24 protein-coding genes are annotated in these 24,711 nt (G+C 55.8%); 13 read left to right on the top strand and 11 right to left on the bottom strand.

Annotated features, from left to right (window positions below; translation table 11 throughout):
- Positions 1-2 precede the first annotated feature (2 nt).
- On the bottom strand, positions 3-875 hold the full coding sequence (locus NYE85_RS15795; protein WP_259005679.1) for an AraC family transcriptional regulator: 873 nt from the start codon (positions 873-875) through the stop codon (positions 3-5).
- Between the two features lie 168 nt (positions 876-1,043).
- Between NYE85_RS15795 and NYE85_RS15790 the strand changes: the two genes are divergently transcribed.
- Both NYE85_RS15790 and NYE85_RS15785 read left to right on the top strand, forming a co-directional pair.
- Positions 1,044-1,946, top strand: a complete 903-nt coding sequence (locus NYE85_RS15790) for a DMT family transporter (RefSeq protein WP_259005678.1) — start codon at positions 1,044-1,046, stop codon at positions 1,944-1,946.
- A 78-nt stretch (positions 1,947-2,024) separates the two neighbouring features.
- Positions 2,025-3,032 (top strand): alpha/beta fold hydrolase, encoded by a 1,008-nt coding sequence (locus NYE85_RS15785; RefSeq protein ID WP_259005677.1) that lies wholly within the window; start codon positions 2,025-2,027, stop codon positions 3,030-3,032.
- A gap of 16 nt (positions 3,033-3,048) precedes the next feature.
- Here NYE85_RS15785 and NYE85_RS15780 read toward each other — a convergent pair whose 3' ends face one another.
- Both NYE85_RS15780 and NYE85_RS15775 read right to left on the bottom strand, forming a co-directional pair.
- On the bottom strand, positions 3,049-3,570 hold the full coding sequence (locus NYE85_RS15780; RefSeq protein WP_259006345.1) for a chromate transporter: 522 nt from the start codon (positions 3,568-3,570) through the stop codon (positions 3,049-3,051).
- A complete protein-coding gene (locus tag NYE85_RS15775) occupies positions 3,567-4,136 on the bottom strand; it encodes a chromate transporter (protein ID WP_259005676.1) in 570 nt (189 codons plus the stop codon). Before NYE85_RS15775 ends, NYE85_RS15780 begins: the two co-directional genes overlap by 4 nt.
- A gap of 99 nt (positions 4,137-4,235) precedes the next feature.
- Between NYE85_RS15775 and NYE85_RS15770 the strand changes: the two genes are divergently transcribed.
- On the top strand, positions 4,236-5,165 hold the full coding sequence (locus tag NYE85_RS15770; RefSeq protein ID WP_259006344.1) for a LysR family transcriptional regulator: 930 nt from the start codon (positions 4,236-4,238) through the stop codon (positions 5,163-5,165).
- Between the two features lie 182 nt (positions 5,166-5,347).
- The gene (gene pbpG / locus NYE85_RS15765; protein ID WP_259005675.1) at positions 5,348-6,172 is read left to right on the top strand and encodes a D-alanyl-D-alanine endopeptidase; all 825 of its coding nucleotides are present in this window, start codon (positions 5,348-5,350) and stop codon (positions 6,170-6,172) included.
- Positions 6,173-6,209: 37 nt separating this feature from the next.
- Here pbpG and NYE85_RS15760 read toward each other — a convergent pair whose 3' ends face one another.
- On the bottom strand, positions 6,210-7,511 hold the full coding sequence (locus NYE85_RS15760) for an aminotransferase class I/II-fold pyridoxal phosphate-dependent enzyme (RefSeq protein WP_259005674.1): 1,302 nt from the start codon (positions 7,509-7,511) through the stop codon (positions 6,210-6,212).
- Positions 7,512-7,579: 68 nt separating this feature from the next.
- Between NYE85_RS15760 and NYE85_RS15755 the strand changes: the two genes are divergently transcribed.
- The 3 genes from NYE85_RS15755 to NYE85_RS15745 are packed head-to-tail and all read left to right on the top strand — an operon-like array spanning position 7,580 to position 9,390.
- The gene (locus tag NYE85_RS15755; protein WP_259005673.1) at positions 7,580-7,837 is read left to right on the top strand and encodes a hypothetical protein; all 258 of its coding nucleotides are present in this window, start codon (positions 7,580-7,582) and stop codon (positions 7,835-7,837) included.
- On the top strand, positions 7,834-8,547 hold the full coding sequence (locus NYE85_RS15750; protein WP_259005672.1) for a glutamine amidotransferase: 714 nt from the start codon (positions 7,834-7,836) through the stop codon (positions 8,545-8,547). Before NYE85_RS15755 ends, NYE85_RS15750 begins: the two co-directional genes overlap by 4 nt.
- A gap of 3 nt (positions 8,548-8,550) precedes the next feature.
- Complete coding sequence (locus NYE85_RS15745; protein ID WP_259005671.1) at positions 8,551-9,390, top strand: PfkB family carbohydrate kinase; 840 nt, start codon at positions 8,551-8,553, stop codon at positions 9,388-9,390.
- A gap of 39 nt (positions 9,391-9,429) precedes the next feature.
- On the opposite strand, the gene NYE85_RS15740 is transcribed toward NYE85_RS15745, so the two are convergent.
- The 3 genes from NYE85_RS15740 to NYE85_RS15730 form a co-directional block, all read right to left on the bottom strand.
- Positions 9,430-10,149, bottom strand: a complete 720-nt coding sequence (locus NYE85_RS15740) for a flagellar brake protein (protein ID WP_259005670.1) — start codon at positions 10,147-10,149, stop codon at positions 9,430-9,432.
- A 73-nt stretch (positions 10,150-10,222) separates the two neighbouring features.
- Entirely contained in the window at positions 10,223-11,005 is a 783-nt protein-coding gene (locus tag NYE85_RS15735; protein ID WP_259005669.1) for an N-formylglutamate amidohydrolase, read from the bottom strand.
- A 93-nt stretch (positions 11,006-11,098) separates the two neighbouring features.
- Positions 11,099-12,820, bottom strand: coding sequence for a lysophospholipid acyltransferase family protein (locus NYE85_RS15730; protein ID WP_259005668.1), 1,722 nt, complete (start codon positions 12,818-12,820; stop codon positions 11,099-11,101).
- Between the two features lie 274 nt (positions 12,821-13,094).
- Here NYE85_RS15730 and ogt point away from each other — a divergent pair, with 274 nt between their 5' ends.
- From ogt to uspE, 3 genes are all read left to right on the top strand, one after another.
- On the top strand, positions 13,095-13,619 hold the full coding sequence (gene ogt / locus NYE85_RS15725) for a methylated-DNA--[protein]-cysteine S-methyltransferase (protein ID WP_259005667.1): 525 nt from the start codon (positions 13,095-13,097) through the stop codon (positions 13,617-13,619).
- Between the two features lie 350 nt (positions 13,620-13,969).
- Positions 13,970-14,734 (top strand): FNR family transcription factor, encoded by a 765-nt coding sequence (locus NYE85_RS15720; protein ID WP_004962724.1) that lies wholly within the window; start codon positions 13,970-13,972, stop codon positions 14,732-14,734.
- 126 nt (positions 14,735-14,860) lie between these two features.
- Complete coding sequence (uspE, locus tag NYE85_RS15715) at positions 14,861-15,823, top strand: universal stress protein UspE (RefSeq protein ID WP_259005666.1); 963 nt, start codon at positions 14,861-14,863, stop codon at positions 15,821-15,823.
- Between the two features lie 92 nt (positions 15,824-15,915).
- Here the strand turns inward: uspE and fabV are convergent, their stop codons facing one another.
- From fabV to pntA, 3 genes are all read right to left on the bottom strand, one after another.
- Complete coding sequence (gene fabV, locus NYE85_RS15710; RefSeq protein WP_259005665.1) at positions 15,916-17,109, bottom strand: enoyl-ACP reductase FabV; 1,194 nt, start codon at positions 17,107-17,109, stop codon at positions 15,916-15,918.
- A gap of 236 nt (positions 17,110-17,345) precedes the next feature.
- Complete coding sequence (gene pntB / locus NYE85_RS15705; RefSeq protein ID WP_259005664.1) at positions 17,346-18,734, bottom strand: Re/Si-specific NAD(P)(+) transhydrogenase subunit beta; 1,389 nt, start codon at positions 18,732-18,734, stop codon at positions 17,346-17,348.
- Positions 18,735-18,744: 10 nt separating this feature from the next.
- Positions 18,745-20,274 carry a Re/Si-specific NAD(P)(+) transhydrogenase subunit alpha gene (pntA, locus tag NYE85_RS15700; RefSeq protein ID WP_259005663.1) on the bottom strand — a complete coding sequence of 510 codons (1,530 nt, stop codon included), beginning with the start codon at positions 20,272-20,274 and terminating at the stop codon, positions 18,745-18,747.
- 530 nt (positions 20,275-20,804) lie between these two features.
- Between pntA and ydgH the strand changes: the two genes are divergently transcribed.
- Both ydgH and NYE85_RS15690 read left to right on the top strand, forming a co-directional pair.
- Entirely contained in the window at positions 20,805-21,755 is a 951-nt protein-coding gene (ydgH, locus tag NYE85_RS15695) for a DUF1471 family protein YdgH (protein ID WP_259005662.1), read from the top strand.
- Positions 21,756-21,998: 243 nt separating this feature from the next.
- The gene (locus NYE85_RS15690; RefSeq protein ID WP_259005661.1) at positions 21,999-23,390 is read left to right on the top strand and encodes an amino acid permease; all 1,392 of its coding nucleotides are present in this window, start codon (positions 21,999-22,001) and stop codon (positions 23,388-23,390) included.
- Positions 23,391-23,417: 27 nt separating this feature from the next.
- Here the strand turns inward: NYE85_RS15690 and NYE85_RS15685 are convergent, their stop codons facing one another.
- Positions 23,418-23,825 carry a hypothetical protein gene (locus NYE85_RS15685; RefSeq protein WP_259005660.1) on the bottom strand — a complete coding sequence of 136 codons (408 nt, stop codon included), beginning with the start codon at positions 23,823-23,825 and terminating at the stop codon, positions 23,418-23,420.
- A gap of 131 nt (positions 23,826-23,956) precedes the next feature.
- Here NYE85_RS15685 and folM point away from each other — a divergent pair, with 131 nt between their 5' ends.
- Positions 23,957-24,679 (top strand): dihydromonapterin reductase, encoded by a 723-nt coding sequence (gene folM, locus NYE85_RS15680; RefSeq protein WP_259005659.1) that lies wholly within the window; start codon positions 23,957-23,959, stop codon positions 24,677-24,679.
- Positions 24,680-24,711 lie beyond the last annotated feature (32 nt).

Genomic DNA, 24,711 nt, shown 5'->3' with positions numbered 1-24,711 from the left:
CGCTAATCGCGCGCTCGGCGCAGCGATTGCGGCGTGTGGCCATAGGCCTGCCTGAAGCGGTTACTGAAATGACTGGCAGAGCTGAAACCGCACTCCAGCGCGATCTGCGTTAACGGCAACGGGCTATGACGCAGCAGCCTTTCCGCCTGCTGCAGCCTGGCCCGCATCACATATTGATGCGGAGCCAGGCCGGTATCATGCTTGAACATCCGGGCGAAATGGAATTCGCTCAAGCCCGCCAGCGCCGCCAGATCGACCAACAGCAACGGTTGATCCAGATGGCTGGTGACAAAATCGGTTACCCGCTTGAGCACCGCTGGCGCCAGCCCGCCGCGCACCGTTGGCAACCGCCATTGCAGATGGGTGTAATGCTGGATCAAATGCGCCATCAGCATACTGCTGGCGCTGCTCAACGCCAGATGATTGGCACGATCCTGCCAATCCGCATTAAGCAGAAACTGGCGGTACAGCAGCGTAATTTGCGCATCTTCGCCAAAGGCTCTTTGTTCGACGTTGATCGAGGACGGGCTGCGATCCCAGGTTTGTTCAACCAGTTGGCGCAGATGGCGATCGGTGCAATAGAGATGCACAAATGACAGATCGCTACGCACGTCCCAGGTCGATTCATACTGGCGCGGCATAATACAGAAACGATCGGGCCCACCGCCATTGCGCCAGCCGCCGGGCACTTTTTGGTAGCATTCATAACCGTCGGCCACGTACAGGCTCAGCGTATGGTGATCGGCGCTTTCCTGGGTGATGCGATCGTCGCAGTTCGACCAGGCCGCCAGCTCTACGCCAGACCCCAGCAGCAGATGATGATGCAACCGGGCCTTGTGTTGCCTTAGCGTTTCAAACGCCTGGTATTTCGACATAATCTGCCCCGCACGCAGTAAAAACCGTGTCAGTTTAAAGCCTGCCACTCAGGCGCACCAGCCGCCCGGAGCAAAAATGCGCAAGAATATGCAAGTGGCGCAACCCGTTGAAAGCCGCAGGCTCGGGCACGGTGGATAATCGGCACTCTTTATTCTGGAGTGCGATACATGAACGCGTTGCTTTACCTTGCCGTGGTGCTGATCTGGGGCACTACCTGGATTGCCATTACCCTTCAGCAGGAAGGAGCGGTCGCCATTGCGCTATCCATCAGCTACCGCTTTCTGCTGGCCGCGCTGACGATGTGGGTTGCGCTGCTGCTGCTGCGCCGGCTGCGCAGCATCAGCATGCGCGACCACCTGTTTTGCCTGTTGCAGGGTGGCTGTGTATTCGGCTTCAACTTTTATTGCTTTTATCAGGCAGCCGGCTATATCAGCAGTGGCCTGGAGTCGGTGATCTTTTCCATGGCGGTGCTGTTCAACGCGCTCAACAGCATTTTCTTCTTCCGCCAACGCCCCAGCCCGACGCTGCTGCCCGCCGCGCTGCTGGGACTGACCGGTATCGTCGCCCTGTTCTGGCACGATCTGGCGGCCAGTCAACCGGCACCGGAACTGCTGAAGGGCATCGGTCTGAGCGCGCTGGGCACCTACGGATTTTCGCTGGGTAATATGATCAGCAGCCGGCACCAGCGGCGCGGGCTGGATATACTGTCAACCAATACGTATGCCATGACTTACGGCGCGCTATTGATGGGCGCGGTTGCCGTAGCCCAAGGATCATCGCTACAGATTAGCTGGGATAGCCGGTATCTGGCTTCGTTATTCTATCTGGCCATTTTTGGTTCGGTGATCGCCTTCGCCGCCTATTTCAGCCTGCTGGGACGTATCGGCTCCGGCGCGGCGGCCTACAGTACCCTGCTGTTCCCACTGGTGGCATTGACCATTTCCACCCTGTACGAAGGCTATCAATGGCGCCCGAACGCGGTGCTTGGACTGTGCCTGATCCTGCTGGGTAACCTGGTGATGTTTTCAAAACCGCGCCACTTTGCGCTATTACGGCGAAAAAGCGCCTGATAAGCCATATACTGGCAGACAACCCGCAGTGAGGCATTATACTCAGGGTCTTGTTGGCTTTTTTATAAGGACTTCAGAATGCTGAGAATTTCCCGTTGCGCCCTGCTGTTGGGCGCTTTGATTTCCTTTGGCGCCGCCGCCGACGACGCCGCAAAATACGGTCAGGAGCTGGAAGGCTTCCACTACCCTTATCCGCTGCAAAAATTCACCTTCAGTTCGCAAAACCAATCGTTGAGCATGGGCTATATGGACGTGGCACCCAGCGGGGAGGCGAACGGTCAGACGGTGGTGCTGATGCACGGCAAAAATTTCTGCGGCGCAACCTGGGAAGACACCATCAAGGGGCTAAGCCGTGCCGGCTACCGGGTGATCGCGCCGGATCAGATAGGGTTTTGCACTTCCACCAAGCCCTCCTATTATCAGTACAGCTTCCAGCAACTGGCGCAAAATACCCACGCGCTGCTGGAAAAACTGAAAATCGACAAGGTGACGGTGATTGGGCATTCGACGGGCGGCATGCTGGCGACCCGTTATGCATTGATGTACCCGCAAGCCACCCAGCGGCTGGTGATGATCAACCCTATTGGGCTGGAAGACTGGAAAGCCAAAGGCGTACCGTGGCGTAGCATCGATCAATGGTACCAGCGTGAACTGAAAACCTCGGCCGAAGGCATCAAGCAGTACGAATTGAAAACCTACTACGTTGGTCGCTGGAAGCCGCAGTACGATCGCTGGGTGGATATGCTCGCCGGCCTGAACAACGGTCCGGGCAAACAGCGGGTGGCGTGGAACTCGGCGCTAATCTACGACATGATCTTTACCCAGCCGGTCTATTATGAATTCAAGGACCTGCAGACGCCGACCACGCTGATGATCGGCACTGCCGATACCACCGCCATCGGCAGCGATATCGCTCCGCCGGAGGTCAAGGCGCAGCTCGGCCATTACAACGTGCTGGGCAAACAGGTAGCGCAGCTGATTCCACATGCCACCCTGGTCGAGTTCCCCGGCATGGGGCACGCGCCGCAGATGGAGGAACCGGAGAAATTCAACCAGGCACTGTTGAAGGCACTGAGCGCCCGCTGACGGCAGCGCGCCTGGTTCAGGCGAACAGCAAGCCCAATACCGCCCCGCCGGCCAGCACCCACAACGGATGAAGACGTTTGTTGATGCCGGCGGCGGTGGCGATAACGATCAGCAGGGCCAGGCGCCAGTCGGTGGCAGACGACTCGGCAATCAATACGCCGCTGGCTGCCACCAGTCCGACGGTCACCGGCACCAGCCCCGCCTGTACGTTGCGCCGCCATGGCCGATCCTTAAAGCGTTTCCAAACCCCCATCACCAGCAGCGTGACTATCGACGATGGGCCGAACTTGGCAATCGACGATACCAGCAGCCCGGCCCAGCCGGCAACGTGCCAGCCGATCAGCGGTACAATCATCATGTTGGGCCCGGGCGCAGCCTGCGCCATGGCAAACAGGGCGTTAAACTCCTGCGCATCCATCCACTGATGCACTTCTACCACCTGACGCTGCATTTCCGGCAAGATGGTAAAACCGCCACCGAACGCCATCAGCGAGAGCTCGGTGAAGATAAGCGCCAAGGAAATCAACACTGGGATCATAGCCATTTTCTCCATGCCAGCAGGATGCTGAGTGGCGCCAATACCAGCATGGTCGGTAACAGCGGCAATCTCAGCCAGGCAATGGCCATCAGGCAGAGCGCTACTACCGTCAATGCCAGCCAACGCCCGCGCAGCGGTATCAGCATTTTCAGTGCGGTAGACAGCAACAGGCCGGCCGCCGCCGCTGCCAGCCCGGCGAACACATGTTGCACGTCGGCATTATGCTGAAAACGGCTATAAACCACTCCCAACCCGACCACTATCGCAGTGGGAGCGCAAATCAACCCCAACAGCGCACAGCAGGCGCCACGCAGGCCGCGAAACTCCATACCGACCGCCACGGAAAGATTGATTACGTTACCGCCGGGCAAAAACTGACACAGCCCCAGCAGTTCAGTGAACTGCTCACCGCTCAGCCAGCGGCGATCTTCTACCAGCATCCGGTGCGCCAGTGGCAATACGCCGCCAAAGCCGATCAACCCAAGGGTTAAAAATCCATAAAAAAGTTCAAGATTGCTCGGCATTGCACTTACTTCATTGTTTTTTAACAGGTTTGATTGGGACATTGTCATTCTCACAGCGCCATTTTTGCTGACTGGTATGATGCGCGCGCTCATGACATGATGTCTAATGCATTTCAAACACCATAACGATACCCTATGAGTATGAATATGATCGAACTGCGCCGCCTGAAAGCGTTTGTTACCGTGATTGAGGAAGGCAATATTACTCGCGCCGCGGAGCGGCTGTTTATCCAGCAGCCGCCGCTGACCCGGTTATTGCAAGGTCTGGAGCAACAACTGGGCGTACAGCTATTGCAGCGTTTGCCGCGTGGCGTGCGCCCTACAGAAGCCGGCAATGTACTGTTCGATGAAGCCCGGGCGCTACTGGCGCGGGCGGAAAAGCTCAGCGAGGCGGTACGCCGCGCGGCGCGTGGCGAGCAGGGACATATCGCCATCGGCTTTACCAGTTCGGCGGCGCTGCACCCGTTTGTACCCAATCTGCTGCGCCGCTATCGGGAAGTTTTGCCGGGCATTGCTACCGTACTGGAGGAAGCGGGCAGCGGCGAATTGATGGATGCGCTGATTGACCAGCGGCTTGATGCCGCATTCGTGCGCTCACCGCTGCGCGGTATTCCCGGCCTGAGTATTGAACCGGTACTGCAGGAAAGCATGCTGGTGGCATTACCGATCGGGCACCCTCTGGCGCTGGCCGACCAATCACCGCTGTCGTTGGCGGCCCTGGCCAATGAGGCGTTTATTCTCTATCGACGCCCGGCAGGACAAGGCTTGTATGACGCGATCCTCGCCGCTTGCCATCGCGCCGGATTCAGCCCGCGCATCGTACAGGAAGCCCCGCGCCTGCCTGCCACACTTAGCCTGGTGGCCGCCGGACTGGGGTTATCGATTGTGCCGGCGTCGATGCGCCGTCTGGGTGGCGATGGCATAGTGTATCGCGCCATCAGCGACGCAGATGAACTGTGCGCCCCGTTGTACCTTGCGCTGCGCCATTACCAGCAATCGCCGATCGTCAGCCGTTTTCGCGATCTGGTTACCGAGGCGCTCGGCGAGGAGCAGCGGCTGGCGGCGCCGTAGGGGCCTCTGGCTGCTGCGGCAGCGCAGAGCCGGCCGCTGATGACGCAGGCCACTCCGTGACTGGTTGGCGACAGACATGATTTGACACAGAATCTGCCGTGGCCGCCGTATTTTCTCCACATTTGCTGTTCAGACTCTTGGCGCAATAGTTTTAACCACTTACAGTGAATATTACGGTTGCCATGTCATTGCTGAACACCCTTTTTCGTCGTCCATTGGTTCTCTTCGCCCTCTTCAGCCAGCTGTGGCTGTGTGGCGCTGCCCATGCCTCCGCCCCACAGGCGCTGCATTCACGTGCCGTTTTGGTGGTTAATGCCAACAATGGCAAAACGCTGTACCAGAAGCAGGCCAACCGTCGCATGCCGATCGCCTCGTTGAGCAAACTGATGACCGCAATGGTGGTGCTGGACAACAAACGCCCGATGGGCAACCGGGTGAAGGTCACCGCCGCCGATCGTGATTTATTGAAACATACCCACTCGCGGCTGACGGTAGGTTCCACACTCAGCCGCCGCGATATGCTGCACATCGCGCTGATGTCGTCGGAAAACCGCGCCGCCGCGGCGCTGAGCCGTTATTACCCCGGCGGCCGCAAGGCGTTTGTCGCCAAGATGAATCAGAAAGCCCGCGCCCTCGGCATGGCGCACACCCGCTTTTACGATCCGACCGGGTTAACGCCGCGCAACGTGTCGACCGCGCGCGATCTGCTGAAAATGATCAACAAGGCCTACCGCTACCAGAGTATTCGGCGCTTCAGCACCGACAAACGGCAAATCGTGCATCCCGGCCGCGGGCAGTTGGTTTATCGTAGTTCCAACGGTTTGATCAATAACCCAAGCTGGAAAATCCAGTTGCAAAAAACCGGATTCACCAATGAAGCCGGCCATTGTCTGATAATGAGAACGGTGATCAAAGGCCAGCCGGTGATCATGATCCTGCTCGGATCGCAACAGCGCTACGGTCACTATAGCGATGCCATTCGTCTGAAACAGTGGTTGGCATCTTGAGCCAGCCGGTCACGCACCGCAGGGATAGCGGCCACCTTCAATTGACCTGAGCCTGGGCATTGACGGCAGCGCAAAGATCCTGCGCCAGCGCCTCCAGTTGCTGCTCGGTCACGTTAGCCAGGCTAACGCGGATAGCCGGGCTACTTTTCAACCGGAACGGCTCGCCGCTTTGTACCAGCCAGCCGCGCTGTGCCATGATTTGGCTGGCGATAGCCTCGGAGCGTACCGGCAGCCACAGGTGCAGCCCCTCACCCTGCGGCAGCCGTAGGCCACAGCGTTGCTGCAACAACGCTGTCAGCCTGTCGCGCCGCCGTTGGTATTCGCCCTGGGCGCGCGCCAGCACGCCCTGCTGCTGTACCTGCAGCCACAATTTGGCGGCGATCTGCTGCAAGATATGGCTGACCCAACGCTCGCGAATGTACCGATCGGCGCGCATCGCCTGCAACAGCGTCACATTGCCGCAGGCCAGCGCAATGCGCACATCCGGGCCAAGATACTTGCTCACCGAGTGAATATACAGCCCGTCCTGGCCGTCAAACGGCAGGTGCAGCGGCTGTTGGGACAGCGGCCCCCAGAAGTCGTCAACGATCGCCAGACAATCCGGTTGTCGTGCCAGAAACGCCCGCCATTCGGCGGCTCGCACCGCGCCGAGCGCAATGCCGGTGGGATTTTGCGCCCGCGGCGTCAAGATCACCGCGCAACCGCGTTCCGCTGCGGATCCCGGCAGGCAGCACCCCTGCTCGTCGAGCGGCAGAGGCAAGGGCTTCAAACGTAGATGGCGCAACAGCGTGAGTAACGGTGGCCAACACGGGTCCTCGACCCATACCGCCGCACCAGGCGGCGCATGACAGCGCAACGCTTTTTCGATTGCGTCCAGCGCGCCGGAGAATACCGCCAAATCGTCGACCTTCATTCCTTGCAGTTCAATCCATTCCCCGGCTATCTGCAGCAACGCTGGAGAATCTCCCTGCATGTCATATCCCTGCCGCTGCGGGAAAACCTCTTGTGCTGACAGCGTCAGCGTAGGCAGCAAGTCGGCGTTCAGATTGCCGCTGGCCAGGTCCCGCATGCCCGGTGGCACCACCATCGCCTGGCGTACCGCCTGCAGCGGCTGTTCCAGCACCACCGTTCCGGCACGCCCGCGAGTGGCTACCAGCCCGGCATCACGCAATTTGCCATAGCCGCTGGCGACGGTATTGGGGTTTACGCCCAGCTGTTGCGCCAGTTGGCGTACCGGCGGCAGTAAATCCCCCGCTTGCAACGCTCCGGATTTGATTTGCCCGGCGATCTGCTCGGCTATCTGGACAGCGCTGCTGCCTTTTGCATACAATTGACTCATACATAATACCTTTTTGTATTAGTTCAAATAAGGGTAGCAGTTTCCGATCATGGGGGTAAGGGGCATCAATGGAAAAACATTTCGTTCTCGATATTCAGCACGCCGGAAAAGCGTTCGCCCAGTTACACCTGATGACGCCATGGGCCGCCAGCCAGTTACAACAGGCCTGCGCCCTATTCCCCGCTGAGCAAGGCTATCAGGTCCAGATCAATCAGGTTAAGGAACGCCGGATGCTGTATCAAAGCGGTAATCAGGGCATCACCCTGCTTGGCGAATCGTTAATCCTGCAACCCTCTGTTTCCAACAGCAAGGTACAATCCTCATGAAAAAAGCCGTTGCCATTCGCCATGTCCATTTTGAAAATCTCGGTATCCTTGGCAATCTGCTTTCCCTGCGTGGATATCAGATCGACTATTACGACGCAGGACGCGACAATCTGCAGACTATCGACAATGGAACCACCGATCTGCTGGTGATCCTCGGCGGGCCCATCAGCGGCGCCAGCCACTTTGCCGGCCAGCACGATCATGATTTTCTTAACCATGAACTGACGCTGGCCAGCCAACGTTTGCAACAGCGGCGGCCCACGCTGGGCATATGCCTTGGCGCTCAGGTCATGGCCAAGGCGCTGGGCGCAGAGGTGGTGTCATTGGGTATTAAAGAAATTGGCTACGCCCCGCTGTCGCTGGCCGGCGGCGAAGATAACCTGCTGGCGCCGCTGGCTGACACGCCGGTGCTGCATTGGCACGGCGATATGTTTACCATCCCCGAGGGGGCGCAATGTCTGGCAAGCACCGCAGCGTGCCGCCACCAGGCGTTCAGCTATCAGGATTTCGCGCTTGGTTTACAATTCCACCTGGAAGCCGACCGCCACGATCTGGAGCGCTGGCTGATTGGTCACGCCTGTGAACTGGATCTTGCCGGCATCGCGCCGCAGCATATTCGCGATCAGGCCGCACAATACGGTGTCGAACTCGAACGGCGCGCCCAACGGGTGTTTACCCGTTGGCTGGATATCATAGAAAAAAGGAAATAACGCATGCAATACGTCTCCAAACTGCGCCCGCCGCTGATTGACGTCATTACCATCCAGTCGCAGGTGATCTATGGCAGCGTCGGCAACGGAATTGCCTATCGCGCCTTGTTGAAAAAGGGTCTGGAGGCATTGCAGCTGCCCAGCGTGCTCTTCGGTTGCCCTCCTTATTACGGTGCACCGAGCGGCGGTGCGATCCCCATCGATTGGTTCAGCGGCTTTTTGGACGATTTGCTCGCTCGCGGCGTTGCGCAACACGCCAGAGCGGTGATCGTTGGCTATTTGGGCAGCGCCATGCAGTGCCAGGTGCTGGAAAACTGGCTGCTGCGTGTCCGCGAATGTAATCCGGATATCATGCTGATCATCGACCCGGTGATGGGCGATTATGGCGAAGGGGTTTATGTCGACAAACGGCTGGTAGACTGTTACCGCTCGCCGTTCCTGCATTTGGCAAACGGCATTACGCCTAACGGTTTTGAACTGGAACAGCTGTGTGGCCAGCCGCTGCACAGCCGCGAACATGCCGTCGCTGCCGCGCAGGGTTTGCTGAATCGGCATACCGGCTGGGTATTGGTGACCAGCGCGCCGGGTATTGCACAAAACGATGGCGAAGTGGGTCTGCTGCTGGTCACGCCACAGGAAGTCCGCAGTTTTACCCACCCCAAGATCAATGCCAGCGTCAAGGGCACCGGCGATCTGTTCACTGCATTATTGACCAGCCATCTGCTGGCCGGCGAGGATATCAGCTCCGCGGTGTTGTCAGCCAGCGGAGAGGTCTGCAAGGTGCTGACCGATGCGGCACTCAACGACTGGGAGGAAATCGGCAGCCTGCGCGCGCTACAGTAATGCCAGGCAGAACCGGGCGCTAAAACGGCGCCCTTCCTCTCAGCGCTTCTTCTTTTTGTTGAAATCCAGTTCAAAGGCGATCACCGCGCTGTGGATCTTGCGCGCGGTGAGCACGCTGGTGCTCACAAAGCGGCAAGACAGACGGGTAAAGTGCTTTACGTCCCCCGTCTCCTCGCATTCAACCCTTTCATCGCCGGCGGCGATCAACTCCAGATTCACCTTGAATTTGCCGTAATCGCCCAAATCCAGCTGTACTTTACTGAAGACGACGCCGGATTCCAGGCATGGCGGCACCGGACCGTCCAGCCGCAGCCCAACGCCCCCAACGGACAGATCGTGAATGCGTAACTGGAACGGCGAACCATCGGGATAGTTGCCACTACACAGGAACTGGCGCCAATAAGGCGTGGTAATGCGGAATTGTCGGCGTCGTTGGATATAAACCAACTCTTTGGGCAAGCGTGAAGAAATAGCCTGTATATGCTGATGCTGCGTAATTTCCGCCTGATCGAGCAAAAACTCTATTTTTGCGTCCTGGCTTTCAATGATTACGCGATACTCACCGGGCGCACATGCGCTGTCATTGGTGCAATCAAATACGATGCTGTCAGCGCCAACGCTCAATATCTGGCTGTGGAAGCACTGTTGCTGTTGGTTGGCGACGCGCAACGGGGTCCGTTGTTTATAGATATCACGCAATATCGCCAGCACTTCAAACCGCTCCTGCTTGATAAACAATCCGTTATCAGTGTGCTCCATTCGTCTCTCCTGACTTGTTCCATTGCCGTTAACAATTTCCTGGCGGCAATAATCTCTGGGAATAATCTTAAAGTCAAATTCCCAGATGCCGACTGGCCACCGGTAACAGGCGGGCCAGGCGTTCAGCCCACGCTTGCTGACCGTAAACATCACCGATCAGATCCTGGCGAATCTCAATGCCGACATAGGGTAAACCCCGCTGTTCAGCGTGTACCGGTAAGGTGTAGTCCGTGTCATCAGTCATGATATAAGGCTCATTTAGCCCGACCAGCAGGTTGCCTTCGTCGTGCAGTACCCTGGCCAACAGTTCGGCAAATACCGGCTGACGATTATACAGCAGGCCAATTTGCCATTTACGTGGGATGCCTTTATACACCGGCGTAAAACTGTGCATGGCAATCACAATCGTCGGCTGCTGCCGCGCCAGACGGCCATCGATAACCTGTTCAATTGCCTGATGATAAGGGAAGAAAAACGTTTGCTGCCGCGCCAGGCTGTCCATTGGATCGAGGTGCATATTGCCTGGTACCGGTGTCAGCTCGGAAATCTGGGGAATCGAACTTTCCACCGCCGGTGAGCGGTTGCAGTCAATCACCAACCGAGAATAGCGCTGATGCACCAAGGTGGCATCCAGATATTCACTCAGGTGGGTCGAGACACCCAGCGCGCCGATATCCCAGCCAATATGGCGTTCTATTTCACCGGGTGGCAGCCCCAGATCTCCCAGGCTGTGAGGCAATGAGTTGCAGGCGTGGTCACAGAGTAATAGAAACGGCGACCCGCCCTGTTGATTGACAATGGCCGCCGGTGGCGGCTCATCTGCGGACAAGATGGTGGGAAAACACGCTTGTGTCATGCAAATCTCCAACGGTGGCAAAACGTAAAGCGTAGCGTTTTCCCGCCGTTAGCCCCAAATCTTGGCTTATAACAAAATAATATAACTACCAATTCAGGCCAGCGTGGATTCAGCAGGTTGATGCACCGCGATATAACGCTGGTAGCGTGCCGGCTTCAAGCGCAGCAGATCCACCAGTACCAGACCGTCGATACAATTGTTGAATGCCGGATCGGTGCCAAAATCGATAAACTGTACGCCGCCCGGTTCGCATAATTCGGAGTATTGTTTGTAGAGCGTCGGAATTGAACAGCCGATATTGCTCAGCAGGCTTTTCAATCGCACCAGATCCGCCTGATAATCATCGCCGGAAAATTGCGCCAGCACCTGCGGCAAGGACGCCGGATACGGTTGTCGAGACTGCGCCAGCGCGCTGTTGGAAGAGAAATACAACCGATAGAAGGCAATCAGCAGATCGCGTGCCGCCACCGGCATACCACCGGAAATCGATACCGGCCCGAACAGATAGCGATACTGCGGATATTTTGCCAGATAGGCGCCGATCCCAAGCCATAGGTAATCCAGCCCGCGTTTGCCCCAATAGGCAGGTTGAATGAAGCTGCGCCCCAGTTCGATGCCCTGTTCCAGAATCGGCGCCATATCGCGATCGTAATGAAACAGGCTGTTGCTGTAGATGCCTTCCAACCCCTTGTTCGCCAACTGCTCGGCGGTGGGAATAAAACGGTAGGCGCCAACGATGTCCAGCTCATCTTCATCCCACAGCACCAGGTGATAATAGTCATCGTCATAACTGTCCAGATCGCGCCGCCGGCCAGAACCTTCTCCCACGGCACGAAAGGCGATTTCACGCAGGCGACCCAGTTCACGCAGGATCGGCGAGCGGGTTTCATCATGACGACGGTAGAGGAAAATTATTTTACCGTCCGGCGTCTTGCCCAGTTGCTCACAGGCCGACAACGCCTTGCGCAGTTCCAGGCGGTTTTCCGGCAATGCAATCGGCGATTCGCTGGCAAACAGCCCCGGTTTTCCCTGGCCCAGCCGATAGACATGACGGCGGAAGCGTTCGGCCAGCTCATGGGCGCTGGTATGACCGTCATGCCAACTGGCAAACGGAATACGCCCGCCGATGCGTAGTTTTATGCGACCGCCCTGCTGCTGAAACATTTCGCGTACCAGCAGCAGCGTCGATAATGGGCGGTAAACCAGCGAGGCAAAATAGAACAGATTACTGTTACGTGCGCTGATATGAATTGGCACGATAGGCGCACGCGCCTTGGCCGCCAGCCGCAAAAATCCGGTATGCCAGTGACCATCGCGGATGCCCTGTGGACTGATACGCGACACTTCCCCGGCCGGAAACACAATCAAGACGCCTTGATTATCCAACTGAGCCTGCATGGCTTCGATTTGCCGACGGTTGGTTTTGTATTCCACATTGTCGACCGGTACAAACAGGCTGCGCAGCGGTTCGATATAACTGAGGATTTGGCTGGCAACCACCTTGACGTCGCGGCGCACTGCCGCCACCGCGCGCAATAGTACCAGGCCGTCAAGCGAGCCAATCGGATGATTGGCAACCAGTACCACTGGCCCCTGGCTGGGGATGTTTTCTAAATCGCCGTCGACCAGTTCACAGCTCAACTTGAAGTAGTCCACCACTTGCTCAATCAGATCAAAGCCTTTCAAGTGTGGGTAATCGGCGGCAAACTGTTTAAATTCTTTTTCAAAAAGCAGATTTCTCAGCAGGCTACGCTGCCAGGCGGGGGGATTGCGATGTGGAAATGCGTCTTGCAACAAGGTGTCCAAACTAAACATCGTGTTCTCTCCTTGGCCTATTCGCAGAAAACTTAAGCCAGCGGCGTGACTGCGACATGTCAATCAGATGACAGAAAGATTAAACCTCATTGCATGACGTCGTTGGCCGAAGGGCAAAAGCACAAAGACACGATGATTATAGTTAAAGGTGCTGCATATGGCCTGATGTTGGCCCATGGGCTAGCCACAGCCCGGCAGCTTGATGTCCGAAATCCGCCATCCATACGCCACTTTTCATGCAATAATCAGGGCATCAACATAAAGGAGTGATCACATGCAAACTTTTTTAATTGACCGTATGGCGACACCGGTAGGTGAGTTGGTGTTGATAGCCGATGAACAGGGCCGCCTGCGCGCCGTTGATTGGACCGAGCATGAGGCGCGCCTGATGAAGCTGCTGAATACCCACTACCGCACCGATCGTTTCCAATTGCAGACGCAGCGCAATCCCGGTGGCCTGACCGACATCATGCAGCGCTACTTCGACGGCGAACTCGGCGCGATTAATCAGGTGCCGGTGATGACCGCTGGCACCGAGTTTCAGCGAACCGTCTGGCACCAGCTACGGCAGATCCCCTGCGGCGAGATTATCACCTATGGCGAGCTGGCCAGGCGCATTGGCCGCCCCACCGCCTCTCGCGCTGTGGGCATGGCGAATGGATCCAACCCGATCAGCATCGTGGTACCCTGCCACCGGGTGATCGGTTCTCAAGGGGCGCTCACCGGCTATGCTGGCGGCGTGCAACGCAAACAGTGGTTGTTGCAGCATGAAGGCTATTTGCCGGCGGCGCTGCTCTAACCCATCGACAATGCCAACGCACAGCCTGGAGCGGCAAACCGCAGCCGTTTACTCATGGCCGGAGAGCATCGCGTTATTCTCCGGCCAGCAAATACCGTCAATGGCGGATATTGACGCAGCATGCTTTTTACTCTGCCGAGGTTGCGGCGACCGATGCTCGCCACGGTATGCCGTAGCGGATAGGTTGAATGACGGATAAATAAGCTTTTTCTTATTTACCTAAGAATAAAAATCGCCAGTTGCGTGTAAAATAGCGACACAATACCCCTATTCTTACTATTGTCACACTTATAACCTGCCTCAAAAGATGTTAAAATTGACTCATATCAATTACTGCATGAGCGTAATCTATGATCCCGGAAAAACGCGCGATACGTCGTATTCAGTCTGGTGGCTGTGCGATCCACTGCCAGGACTGTAGCATCAGCCAACTGTGTATCCCTTTCACTCTTAATGCACACGAGCTCGATCAGCTCGACAACATTATCGAAAGGAAAAAACCAATTCAAAAAGGCCAAACGCTGTTCAAGGCCGGTGATGAATTGAAGTCCCTGTACGCAATCCGCTCCGGAACCATAAAAAGCTACACCATCACCGAGCAAGGCGATGAGCAAATTACCGGTTTCCATCTGGCCGGCGATCTGGTGGGCTTTGATGCCATCGGTGGCTTAAAGCACCCCAGTTTTGCTCAGGCATTGGAGACCTCGATGGTTTGCGAGATCCCGTTCGAAACGCTGGACGATCTATCAGGCAAAATGCCTAATTTACGTCAACAAATCATGCGTTTGATGAGCGGTGAGATCAAAGGCGATCAGGACATGATTTTGCTGTTGTCGAAGAAAAATGCAGAAGAACGTCTGGCCGCATTTGTTTATAACCTTTCCCGACGCTTTGCCGAACGTGGTTTTTCTCCACGCGAGTTCCGCCTGACCATGACGCGTGGCGACATAGGTAATTACCTGGGGTTGACGGTTGAAACCATCAGTCGTCTGTTGGGGCGTTTCCAAAAAAGCGAAATCCTCAGCGTAAAAGGTAAATACATTACCATTGAAAACGTCGATGCGCTTTCAGTGCTGGCCGGTACGCCGCGAATCAACGTTAGCGTTAGCGCCTAATCTCTTCGCCGGATCAACAATTAACTGAAATTATTGATCCGGCTCATCTCTGCCCTGTTCTGTTTTTCAATGTTGGGTTACTCTGTAAATTAACAGACTGTTAATTTGCAGCTGTAAGGAGGCCCTATGGCGAAGTATCAGAATCTTCTGGTGGCTATTGACCCCAACCAGGATGACCAACCGGCGTTGCGCCGTGCGGTGTATCTGGTGAAGCGGAATGGCGGGCGGATTAAAGCCTTCCTGCCAATCTATGATTTCTCTTACGAAATGACCACCCTGCTTTCCCCGGATGAACGAACGGCGATGCGGCAAGGCGTCATTAGCCAACGTGCCGCGTGGATAAACGAACAATGCCGCTTCTACCTCGAAGAAGGCGTTCCTATCGAAGTCAAAGTGGTGTGGCATAACCGGCCGTTTGAAGCCATTATTCAGGAAGTGTTAAACGGGCAACATGATTTGTTGCTGAAAATGGCGCACCAGCACGATCGGCTGGAATCGGTGATTTTTACCCCGACCGATTGGCATTTGCTACGTAAATGTCCGTGCCCGGTGTGGATGGTGAAAGACCAGCCCTGGCCGGAAGGCGGCAAAGCGGTGGTGGCGGTTAACCTGTCTAGTGAAGAACCCTACCACGACCCACTTAATCTAAAATTGGTACAAGAAACGGTTGAACTGGCGCAAAACGTCAACCAAACCGAGGTCCATCTGGTCGGTGCCTACCCGGTTACTCCCATCAATATTGCAATCGAACTGCCGGATTTTGATCCCAGCGTCTATAACGACGCCATTCGCGGCCAGCATCTGATCGCCATGAAGGCTCTCAGACAGAAATTCGGCATCAACGAAGAATTTACCCACGTAGAAAAAGGCCTGCCGGAAGAGGTAATCCCGGACCTGGCCGAGCATCTGCAAGCCGGCGTGGTAGTGTTGGGCACCCTTGGGCGTACCGGTATTTCTGCTGCCTTTATCGGCAATACGGCTGAGCATGTGATCGATCATCTGAAATGCGATTTACTGGTGATCAAACCGGAGGACTTCAACTGCCCCATCGAGGCCGATGAAGACGACGAGCACGATGATGAAGATTGAGCCGCAGGTCAGCCATAGCACGCTTCGCCAACAAGAATAAAAAACAGGGCCATAAAGGCCCTGTTTTTTTATTGCTGTCACGATAGGCTGAATTACAGCTCGACCACGTCGAAACGCACGTCCGGATTGACATCCGCCTCGTAATCCACCTCTTCCAGACCGAAACCGAACAAACGTAGGAACTCCTGTTTGTAGGCGGTGTAGTCAGTCAGCTCACTGAGGTTTTCCGAGGTGATTAACGGCCACAGATCCTTACAGGCCTGTTGCACGTCGTCGCGCAGCTCCCAATCATCCATGCGGATACGGGCGTGGTCGTCCAGCGCCAGGTCGTCGCCGTACAGGCGGGTACGCATCATGCGGTAGACCTGTTCCATACAACCTTCGTGGATGCCCTTTTCCTTCATGATTTTGAAGGCCATCGAGATATACAGCGGCATCACCGGGATAGCAGAAGACGCCTGCGTTACCACTGATTTCAACACCGCTACGTGGGCAGTGCCGCCTTTGGCAGCCAGATCGCCACGAATGGCGGTAGCTGCGCGGTCCAGATCTTCTTTGGCACGGCCCAGCGTACCGTGCCAGTAAATTGGCCAGGTCAAGTCGGTGCCAATGTAGGAATATGCTACGGACTTGGCGCCTTCAGACAGCACGTTGGCTTCTTCCAGAGCGGACATCCACAACTCCCAGTCCTGGCCGCCCATCACGGTGATGGTGTTCTGGATTTCTTCTTCGTTGGCAGGCTCAACCGTTGCGGTAACGATTTGGTCTTTATTGGTGTCGATCGCCGTAGTGGTATAAACCTCGCCAATCGGTTTCAGCGCCGAGCGCACCACTTCGCCGGTGTCCGGCATTTTACGTACCGGTGATGCCAGGGAATATACCACCAGATCGATCTGGCCAAGATCCTGTTTGATCAGTTCGATAACCTTGGCGCGACATTCGTTGGAGAAAGCATCCCCATTGACGCTCTTGGCGTACAGACCTTCTTCTTTGGCTGCTTTATCAAACGCGGCGGAATTGTACCAACCAGCGGTGGCCGGTTTGCTTTCGGTACCGGCCTTTTCAAAGAAGACGCCGATGGTAGCAGCGCCGCTGCCGAAAGCGGCAGCAATACGGGAAGCCAGGCCGTAACCGGTGGAAGCACCGATAACCAGCACGCGTTTAGGGCCATTGGCGATGGTGCCTTGCTGCTTGGTATAGGCAATCTGACGACGTACATTGGCTTCACAGCCCACCGGATGTGTGGTGGTGCAGATAAAACCGCGAACCTTAGGTTTGATAATCATAGTGGGTCTAGGATCCGTTAAATGGATGAAATCGGGAGATAAGATACCGCATTATGGCGCCAAATTGTCATCTGATGTGTTGGGTTGCATAATTTATAGCCTATTTTGCATGATATTCCGCACAAATTACCCGGCAGTCGACGCGCCAGCGCTAAAATTAATCACCCGAAAGTAAAATAAAAATGCCGTTCAGCGTTAACTGAACGGCATTGGCAACATGCAGACCAGTTAGGTCTTTACAATGCGTTCTTGATTGCCTCAACGCTGGCCTTGGCATCGCCAAACAGCATCTGGGTATTTTCTTTAAAGAACAGCGGGTTCTGAACCCCGGCATAGCCGGTATTCATCGAGCGCTTAAAGGCGATCACATTCTGCGCTTTCCACACTTCCAGCACCGGCATGCCGGCAATCGGACTGCGAGGATCCTCCAGCGCCGCCGGGTTGACCGTGTCGTTGGCACCAATCACCAGCACGGTATCGGTATCAGCGAAATCATCGTTGATTTCATCCATTTCCAATACCACGTCATACGGAACCTTGGCCTCAGCCAGCAATACGTTCATATGACCCGGCAAGCGACCGGCCACCGGATGGATGCCAAAACGCACCTTGATACCGCGCGCGCGCAGTTTTTCGGTAATTTCCGCCACCGGATATTGCGCCTGCGCCACCGCCATGCCATACCCTGGCGTGATGATCACCGAGGAAGAATTGCGCAGCATCTCGGCCACCTCTTCCGCGGTGGTTTCGCGGTATTCCCCCATTTCTTCGGCATCGCCGGTGGAAGAACCGTCAGTACCGAAACCGCCGGCAATCACGCTGATAAACGAACGGTTCATTGCCTTGCACATGATATAAGACAGGATGGCGCCGGAGGAACCGACCAGCGCGCCAGTGACGATCAGCAGATCGTTGCTCAGCATGAAACCCGCCGCCGCTGCCGCCCAACCGGAGTATGAGTTGAGCATTGACACCACCACCGGCATATCGGCGCCGCCGATAGACGCCACCAGATGCCAGCCGAACGCCAGGGCAATCACCGTCATCAACAACAAGGCCACTACTTCCAGCCCAAGGCTGTCGGTACGCACGAACACCACCAGCAACAGGAAGGAAATTACCAGCGCCGCCAGGTTCAATTTATGGCGATTCGGTAACATCAACGGCTTGGAAGAGATAATGCCGCGCAGTTTGCCAAACGCCACGATCGAGCCGGTAAAGGTGACAGCACCGATGAAGATACCGAGGAACACTTCGGTCAGATGGATGTTTTCCATCACCGGCTCCATCGCGGTGCCATGATCCAGATAGCTGTTGAAGCCAACCAGCACCGCCGCCAGGCCGACGAAGCTGTGCAGCATCGCCACCAGTTCGGGCATTTCGGTCATTTCTACCTTTTTCGCCAGATAGATGCCGATCGACCCGCCGATAATCATCGCAATGATAATCCAGCCAACGTTACCGGAATCCGGCCCGAGAATGGTCGCGATCAACGCGATCGCCATACCGGCAACGCCGAACAGGTTACCCTGCTTCGAGGTTTCATGACGCGACAGCCCGGCAAGGCTGAAAATAAACAGGATAGCGGCAACAATGTATGCAGCTGTAACCAATCCTCCAGACATGTGTTACCCCTTAGTTCTTACGGAACATCTTCAGCATGCGCTGAGTGACGGTGAATCCACCGAAAATATTGATGCTGGCAATCAGCACGGCGATAAAGGAGAAGAAGCTCACCCAGCCGCCATGGTCAATCTGCAATAACGCACCGACGACGATAATCCCTGAAATCGCGTTGGTGACCGACATCAAAGGGGTATGTAATGCATGGCTGACGTTCCATACTACGTAGTAGCCAACCACGCAGGCCAGCGCAAACACCGTAAAGTGCGACAAGAACTCTTTTGGCGCAGCATCTGCCAACCAGCCGAACAGAATGATGGCCAGCGCGATCGGTCCGTACTTGAGCCACGGCGACAGCGGTTTTTTCTCTTCTTTAACAATCGGTGCCGCCGGCTGTGCCTGTTTCGGCTGGGCGGAAACCTGGATTGGCGGCGCCGGCCAGGTCACTTCGCCTTCGCGTACCACGGTAACGCCGCGAATCACGGTATCATCGAAGTCGATGTCGATTTCGCCGTTTTTCTCTTTTGACAGCAGCTTGAGGAGGTTAACCAGGTTGGTGCCGTACAGCTGCGAGGATTGGGTCGGCAAGCGGCTTGGCAAGTCGGTATAACCGATGATCTTCACGCCGTTGTCGGTCACGGTAACCCGATCGGCCACGGTCAGCTCGCAGTTGCCACCGGTTTGCGCCGCCAGATCGACAATAACGCTACCGGGCTTCATCGAGGCCACCATTTCTTTGGTGATCAGCACCGGCGCCGGTTTGCCGGGGATCAGTGCGGTGGTAACGATGATATCGACTTCTTCCGCCTGTGCGGCGAACAGCGCCATTTCTGCCTTGATAAACGCCTCGGACATCACTTTGGCATAGCCATCCCCGCTGCCGGCTTCCTCTTCGAAATCCAGCTCAAGGAATTCGGCGCCCATGCTCTGTACCTGTTCCTTGACTTCCGGACGGGTGTCGAAGGCGCGCACGATCGCCCCCAGGCTGCCTGCCGCACCGATCGCCGCCAGGCCGGCCACCCCGGCACCAATGATCATCACCTTGGCCGGCGGTACCTTGCCGGCGGCGGTGATCTGGCCGGTAAAGAAACGGCCAAATTCGTGTGCCGCTTCGACAATAGCGCGATAGCCGGCAATGTTGGCCATTGAACTCAGCGCGTCCATCGATTGTGCGCGCGAAATACGCGGCACGGAATCCATCGCCAGCGCCGTCACGTTGCGTGCCGCGAGTTTCTCGATCAGTTCCGGATTTTGCGCCGGCCAGATAAAGCTCACCAACGTGCTGCCTTCACGCATCAGGACGATTTCATCATCCTGTGGTGCGTTGACCTTCAAAATCAGATCCGCTTGCCAGACGTCGGCGTTATCGGTAATCGTCGCCCCAGCGGCTTCATAAGCGACATCGTCAAAGCTTGCCAATTTACCCGCATCGCGTTCAATCGCGACACTAAAGCCCAGTTTCAGCAACTGCTCCACCGTTTTCGGCGTTGCAGCAACGCGGGCTTCATTGGCCAACCGTTCTCTTGGTACACCAATACGCATAATGTTCCCTTCCGAATTATGTTTTTTTATCGTCCTACCCATAGCGATAGCGCCGGCCGTCAGGGCGTGAGTCGCCGTTGTCGGCCATAACTGACAGCGCTATCTATAACCTACTGAAAATAGAATCGATGATCCATTGTTGCTTGGGCCAATCCGTCAGTTTTTACATAAAAATTCACTCCAGACCATGACACACCGCAATTTTTCGTCAGAGATTGGCCTTAAGGGCGTGGAAAATCGCATTGTTTCTGTTGGCTATGGCTGACGCAGTTTCGGCAGTCGCGCCTCATTGGCGCATAAAAGTTATAAAATTGTGAATAATTAACGCTTATCTCGCTAAACGCTTTATTATCGAAACTTATGGAATTTATTTGCCAAACAGACCCCGGTGGAGTAAACAGATTTGTCGCACGCTATGACATAAATTGCTGAGACACCTGCCAAGAATACATGTAATAATCAACGGCTGAATGACACATCAACAGTTCAGCACGTTATAAACGTTAATGCGCTAGGCGAAAGGATTTTTTATGAAGCTGAAGACCACGATCATCGCGTCAGCCTTGTTTACACTCACTGCGCTCTCTGCTCATGCGGCGCAAGAGTTGACACCTGAAAAAGCAGCGGCCATCAAGCCGTTTGATCGCATCACGATTACCGGGCGCTTTATTGCCATCAATGAAGCCGCCGACGCAGTATCCCGCCGTGCAGACAAACTGGGCGCCGACGCCTTCTATATTCAAGACATCAATAACGCCAACAATGGCGGCAACTGGCGCGTCACCGCAGACATCTATCATAAAGATGCGCCGGAAGTGAGCAAAGACCAGAATTATCGCGAGTTCAACGGCGTTAAAGAACTGCCGAAAGATCAGGCTTATCTGCTGGAACCTTACGATACCGTCAGCGTTAGCGGTTTCTTCCGCAGCCAGCCTGACGTCAACGACGCCATTTCAAAAGCAGCCAGCAAAAAAGGCGCCGCGTCCTTCTTTATCGTACGCCAGGTTGACGCCAACCAGGGCGGCAACCAATACGTCACCGCCTATATTTACAAGGCCGACGCCCCGAAACGCGTAGTGCAAAGCCCGGATGCCATTCCGGCCGACTCTGAAGCCGGCAAGGCAGCGCTGGCCGCTGGCGGCGCCGCTGCCGCGCAGGTGGAGATCCCTGGCGTCGCCTCTTCCGGTTCGCCAAGCCGCGACGTGGGTCGTTTCTTTGAAACCCAGTCGTCTACCGGACAACGCTACACTGTAACGTTACCTGACGGTACCAAGATTCAGGAAGTGAACAACGTTACTGCCGCGCAAATGCAGCCGTTTGATTCAGTGACCTTTACCGGCCATTTCAACAGCATGACCGACGTTTCGACCGAAGTCGCCAAACGCGCAGCGGCCAAAGGTGCCAAGTACTATCACGTCACACGCCAATGGCAGAACAAGAGCGGCGGCAACCTGACCGTCAGTGCCGATTTGTTCAAATAATCCGCGCAGCGTCGGGACACCACGGGCAGCCATCGCGCTGCCCGATTTTTTTAGCGCTATTTTCAGAATCAACTGAATAATTTTTTGCCGATTGCGCATATTCAATCATTGCATCCCGCAGCTTCCATCCGTAAAATTCGCGCCAAATTCAGGGCTATTGTCTCTGCTCGCAATTAATCTCATTGCGTTCTTGCTGTTCAATAGGCGCTCGCCAGCTGTTTATTCTGTATTCGGGAATCGTCATTGGAAAAAAAATTAGGTCTAACCGCGTTAACCGCTCTGGTGCTCAGCTCAATGCTTGGCGCCGGAGTGTTCAGCCTGCCCCAGAATATGGCGGAGGTGGCCAGCCCGGCGGCATTATTGCTTGGCTGGGGCATCACCGGCGTTGGCATTTTATTCCTGGCGTTCGCCATGCTGCTGCTGACGCGGCTGCGCCCCGATCTTGATGGCGGTATTTTTACCTATGCCAAAGAAGGTTTTGGCGAGCTGGTGGGCTTCTGTTCCGCCTGGGGTTATTGGCTGTGTGCGGTCATCGCCAACGTCTCCTATCTGGTGATCGTCTTTGCCGCATTGAGTATTTTCACCGATCGCGGCGGCGAGGTGATTCTCGGCGATGGCAACACCTGGCAAGCGCTGATTGGCGAATCACTGTTGCTGTGGGTGGTTCACGGCCTGGTGCTGCGTGGCGTACAGACCGCGGCCAGCATCAACCTGGCCGCAACCTTGGCCAAGCTATTACCGCTGGGACTGTTCGCGGTACTGGCGGCAATGGCCTTCAATATGGACGTCTTCACTCTCGACTTCCACGGTATCGTACTCGGCAAACCAGTATGGGAACAGGTCAAGGATACCATGCTGATTACCCTGTGGGTGTTTATCGGCGTAGAAGGCGCGGTGGTGGTTTCTGCACGGGCGCGGCATAAAAAAGACGTGGGCCTAGCCACCATGCTGGCGGTGGTTTCGGCGCTGGGGGTCTACCTGCTGGTAACCTTGCTGGCGCTCGGCGTGGTACCGCGCAGCGAACTGGCGCAGATGCGCAACCCGTCAATGGCGGTGCTGATGGTCGATCTGATCGGTCCCTGGGGCGACGTGATTATCGCCGCCGGACTGATCATTTCCGTTTGCGGTGCCTACCTGAGCTGGACCATTATGGCGGCAGAAGTGCCACTGCTGGCGGCGCAGCACGGCGCGTTTCCAAAAATCTTTTGCAAGCAAAACAAAAACCATGCCCCGTCGGCGTCATTGTGGCTGACCAACGGTGCAGTGCAGGCGGCGCTGGTGCTGATCTGGCTGACCGGCAGCAATTACAATTCGCTGCTGACCATCGCCTCGGAAATGATCCTGGTGCCCTATTTTCTGGTCGGCGCATTCCTGTTTAAAGTCGCGCTTAAGCGTAATGACACGCGGCTGATATTTGCCGCCAGCGGCGCCTGTCTGTATGGGATCTGGCTGCTGTACGCATCGGGGCTGATGCACCTGCTGATGTCGGTACTGCTGTATGCGCCGGGTCTGCTGGTGTTTATCTATGCCAGACGCGGGCATGATGGCGTCAAGCTGCTGAGCAGGCTGGAGAAAAGCAGTATTTTCCTGCTATTGATAGCCACGGTGCCCGCCGGTTGGTTTATGATGCAATAAGATAAAAAAGGCCGGGTGAATACCCGGTCATTTTTTTTGCGCAGCAATGGTAATGCGCTCGCCTACCTGCGTCACCACCACCCGATCGGCACATTCCTGCTGAATCGCCGCCAGCTGATTTTTGTCTAACGCATACGGTAACTGGATATCAAATACCGCCAGCCCCTGTTGCTGCGCCAGATCGATAAGACGAATGATGTTGGTTTCGTCGCTGACCTGCGTGGAAACCACCTGCAAAGCCAGCTCTTTCAAATGCTCTTTCCGCGTCTGCGTAGTTACCACGCGCGATTTCAATACCATGCCAAAAATAGGCATCACACCATAAATTGCATCTATAAAGCGCCAGTGCTTCTTGCACGATGATGACAGAAAATCCATGTAATCAAAGCAGATTTTCTCACTGTGCGCGACGGATGCAAGGTGGCTGTTGCTCATCCCCTCAATTCCTCTCTTGGCCAGTGTATAACATCCTGAAATGGATAATCGATGCGAAGCTATAACGACTTTCTGCCGTATAATGGCATAATTCCCCTATTGTTTGCCAGCCTGTGCAGGAGCTTTAAACGATGGAACATACACACTCGGCGCCGGTACTGATCACAGGCGGCGCCCGCCGGATTGGACTGGCGCTGGCCAAATCCTTTTTGCAGCGCGATGTGCCGGTGATTATTGCCTACCGTAGCGATTATCCGGCGTTGGCGGAGCTGAAAGCGCTGGGCGCGATTTGCATTCAGGGCGACTTTTCCAGCCACGATGGCATTTATCAGTTTGCCGATCGGGTGAAGCAAACCACGGCAAAATTGCGCGCGGTGATCCACAACGCCAGCGCCTGGCTGGCCGAATCGCCGCAAACGCCGCCGGAGCAAACCATGGCCGCGATGCTGCAAATACACGTATATACCCCCTATCTGCTCAATCAGTTACTGGAGTCCTGCCTGCGTGGGCAAGGCCAGGCCGGGGCGGATATCATTCACCTGACGGACTATGTGGTGGAAAAAGGCAGCGATAAACATATTGCCTACGCCGCCAGTAAGGCGGCGCTGGATAATATGACGCGCTCGTTCGCCCGCAAGCTGGCCCCGGAAGTCAAGGTCAACGCCATCGCCCCCTCGTTGATCATTTTTAATCCTGGCGACGATCACGCCTATCGCCAGCAGGCGCTGGAAAAGTCATTAATGAAGGTAGCCCCTGGCGAAGGCGAAGTGGTCGAGCTGGTAAATTACCTGCTGGCCAGTCGCTATGTCACCGGCCGCACCCATGGCGTGGATGGCGGGCGTCCACTACGTTGAACCCTACGGTCCGGCACGGCGCGTGATGCCGT

Source organism: Serratia sp. AKBS12, from assembly GCF_024793895.1.
Lineage (GTDB): Bacteria > Pseudomonadota > Gammaproteobacteria > Enterobacterales > Enterobacteriaceae > Serratia_F.
This window is presented reverse-complemented; position numbering and strand designations above follow the sequence as displayed.

Bases quoted from the DNA above. Each gene is read 5' to 3' on its own strand.
- NYE85_RS15795 (WP_259005679.1), bottom strand. From the start codon at position 875: ATGTCGAAATACCAGGCGTTTGAAACGCTAAGGCAACACAAGGCCCGG.
- NYE85_RS15790 (WP_259005678.1), top strand. From the start codon at position 1,044: ATGAACGCGTTGCTTTACCTTGCCGTGGTGCTGATCTGGGGCACTACC.
- NYE85_RS15785 (WP_259005677.1), top strand. From the start codon at position 2,025: ATGCTGAGAATTTCCCGTTGCGCCCTGCTGTTGGGCGCTTTGATTTCC.
- NYE85_RS15780 (WP_259006345.1), bottom strand. From the start codon at position 3,570: ATGATCCCAGTGTTGATTTCCTTGGCGCTTATCTTCACCGAGCTCTCG.
- NYE85_RS15775 (WP_259005676.1), bottom strand. From the start codon at position 4,136: ATGTCCCAATCAAACCTGTTAAAAAACAATGAAGTAAGTGCAATGCCG.
- NYE85_RS15770 (WP_259006344.1), top strand. From the start codon at position 4,236: ATGAATATGATCGAACTGCGCCGCCTGAAAGCGTTTGTTACCGTGATT.
- pbpG (WP_259005675.1), top strand. From the start codon at position 5,348: ATGTCATTGCTGAACACCCTTTTTCGTCGTCCATTGGTTCTCTTCGCC.
- NYE85_RS15760 (WP_259005674.1), bottom strand. From the start codon at position 7,511: ATGAGTCAATTGTATGCAAAAGGCAGCAGCGCTGTCCAGATAGCCGAG.
- NYE85_RS15755 (WP_259005673.1), top strand. From the start codon at position 7,580: ATGGAAAAACATTTCGTTCTCGATATTCAGCACGCCGGAAAAGCGTTC.
- NYE85_RS15750 (WP_259005672.1), top strand. From the start codon at position 7,834: ATGAAAAAAGCCGTTGCCATTCGCCATGTCCATTTTGAAAATCTCGGT.
- NYE85_RS15745 (WP_259005671.1), top strand. From the start codon at position 8,551: ATGCAATACGTCTCCAAACTGCGCCCGCCGCTGATTGACGTCATTACC.
- NYE85_RS15740 (WP_259005670.1), bottom strand. From the start codon at position 10,149: ATGGAGCACACTGATAACGGATTGTTTATCAAGCAGGAGCGGTTTGAA.
- NYE85_RS15735 (WP_259005669.1), bottom strand. From the start codon at position 11,005: ATGACACAAGCGTGTTTTCCCACCATCTTGTCCGCAGATGAGCCGCCA.
- NYE85_RS15730 (WP_259005668.1), bottom strand. From the start codon at position 12,820: ATGTTTAGTTTGGACACCTTGTTGCAAGACGCATTTCCACATCGCAAT.
- ogt (WP_259005667.1), top strand. From the start codon at position 13,095: ATGCAAACTTTTTTAATTGACCGTATGGCGACACCGGTAGGTGAGTTG.
- NYE85_RS15720 (WP_004962724.1), top strand. From the start codon at position 13,970: ATGATCCCGGAAAAACGCGCGATACGTCGTATTCAGTCTGGTGGCTGT.
- uspE (WP_259005666.1), top strand. From the start codon at position 14,861: ATGGCGAAGTATCAGAATCTTCTGGTGGCTATTGACCCCAACCAGGAT.
- fabV (WP_259005665.1), bottom strand. From the start codon at position 17,109: ATGATTATCAAACCTAAGGTTCGCGGTTTTATCTGCACCACCACACAT.
- pntB (WP_259005664.1), bottom strand. From the start codon at position 18,734: ATGTCTGGAGGATTGGTTACAGCTGCATACATTGTTGCCGCTATCCTG.
- pntA (WP_259005663.1), bottom strand. From the start codon at position 20,274: ATGCGTATTGGTGTACCAAGAGAACGGTTGGCCAATGAAGCCCGCGTT.
- ydgH (WP_259005662.1), top strand. From the start codon at position 20,805: ATGAAGCTGAAGACCACGATCATCGCGTCAGCCTTGTTTACACTCACT.
- NYE85_RS15685 (WP_259005660.1), bottom strand. From the start codon at position 23,825: ATGAGCAACAGCCACCTTGCATCCGTCGCGCACAGTGAGAAAATCTGC.
- folM (WP_259005659.1), top strand. From the start codon at position 23,957: ATGGAACATACACACTCGGCGCCGGTACTGATCACAGGCGGCGCCCGC.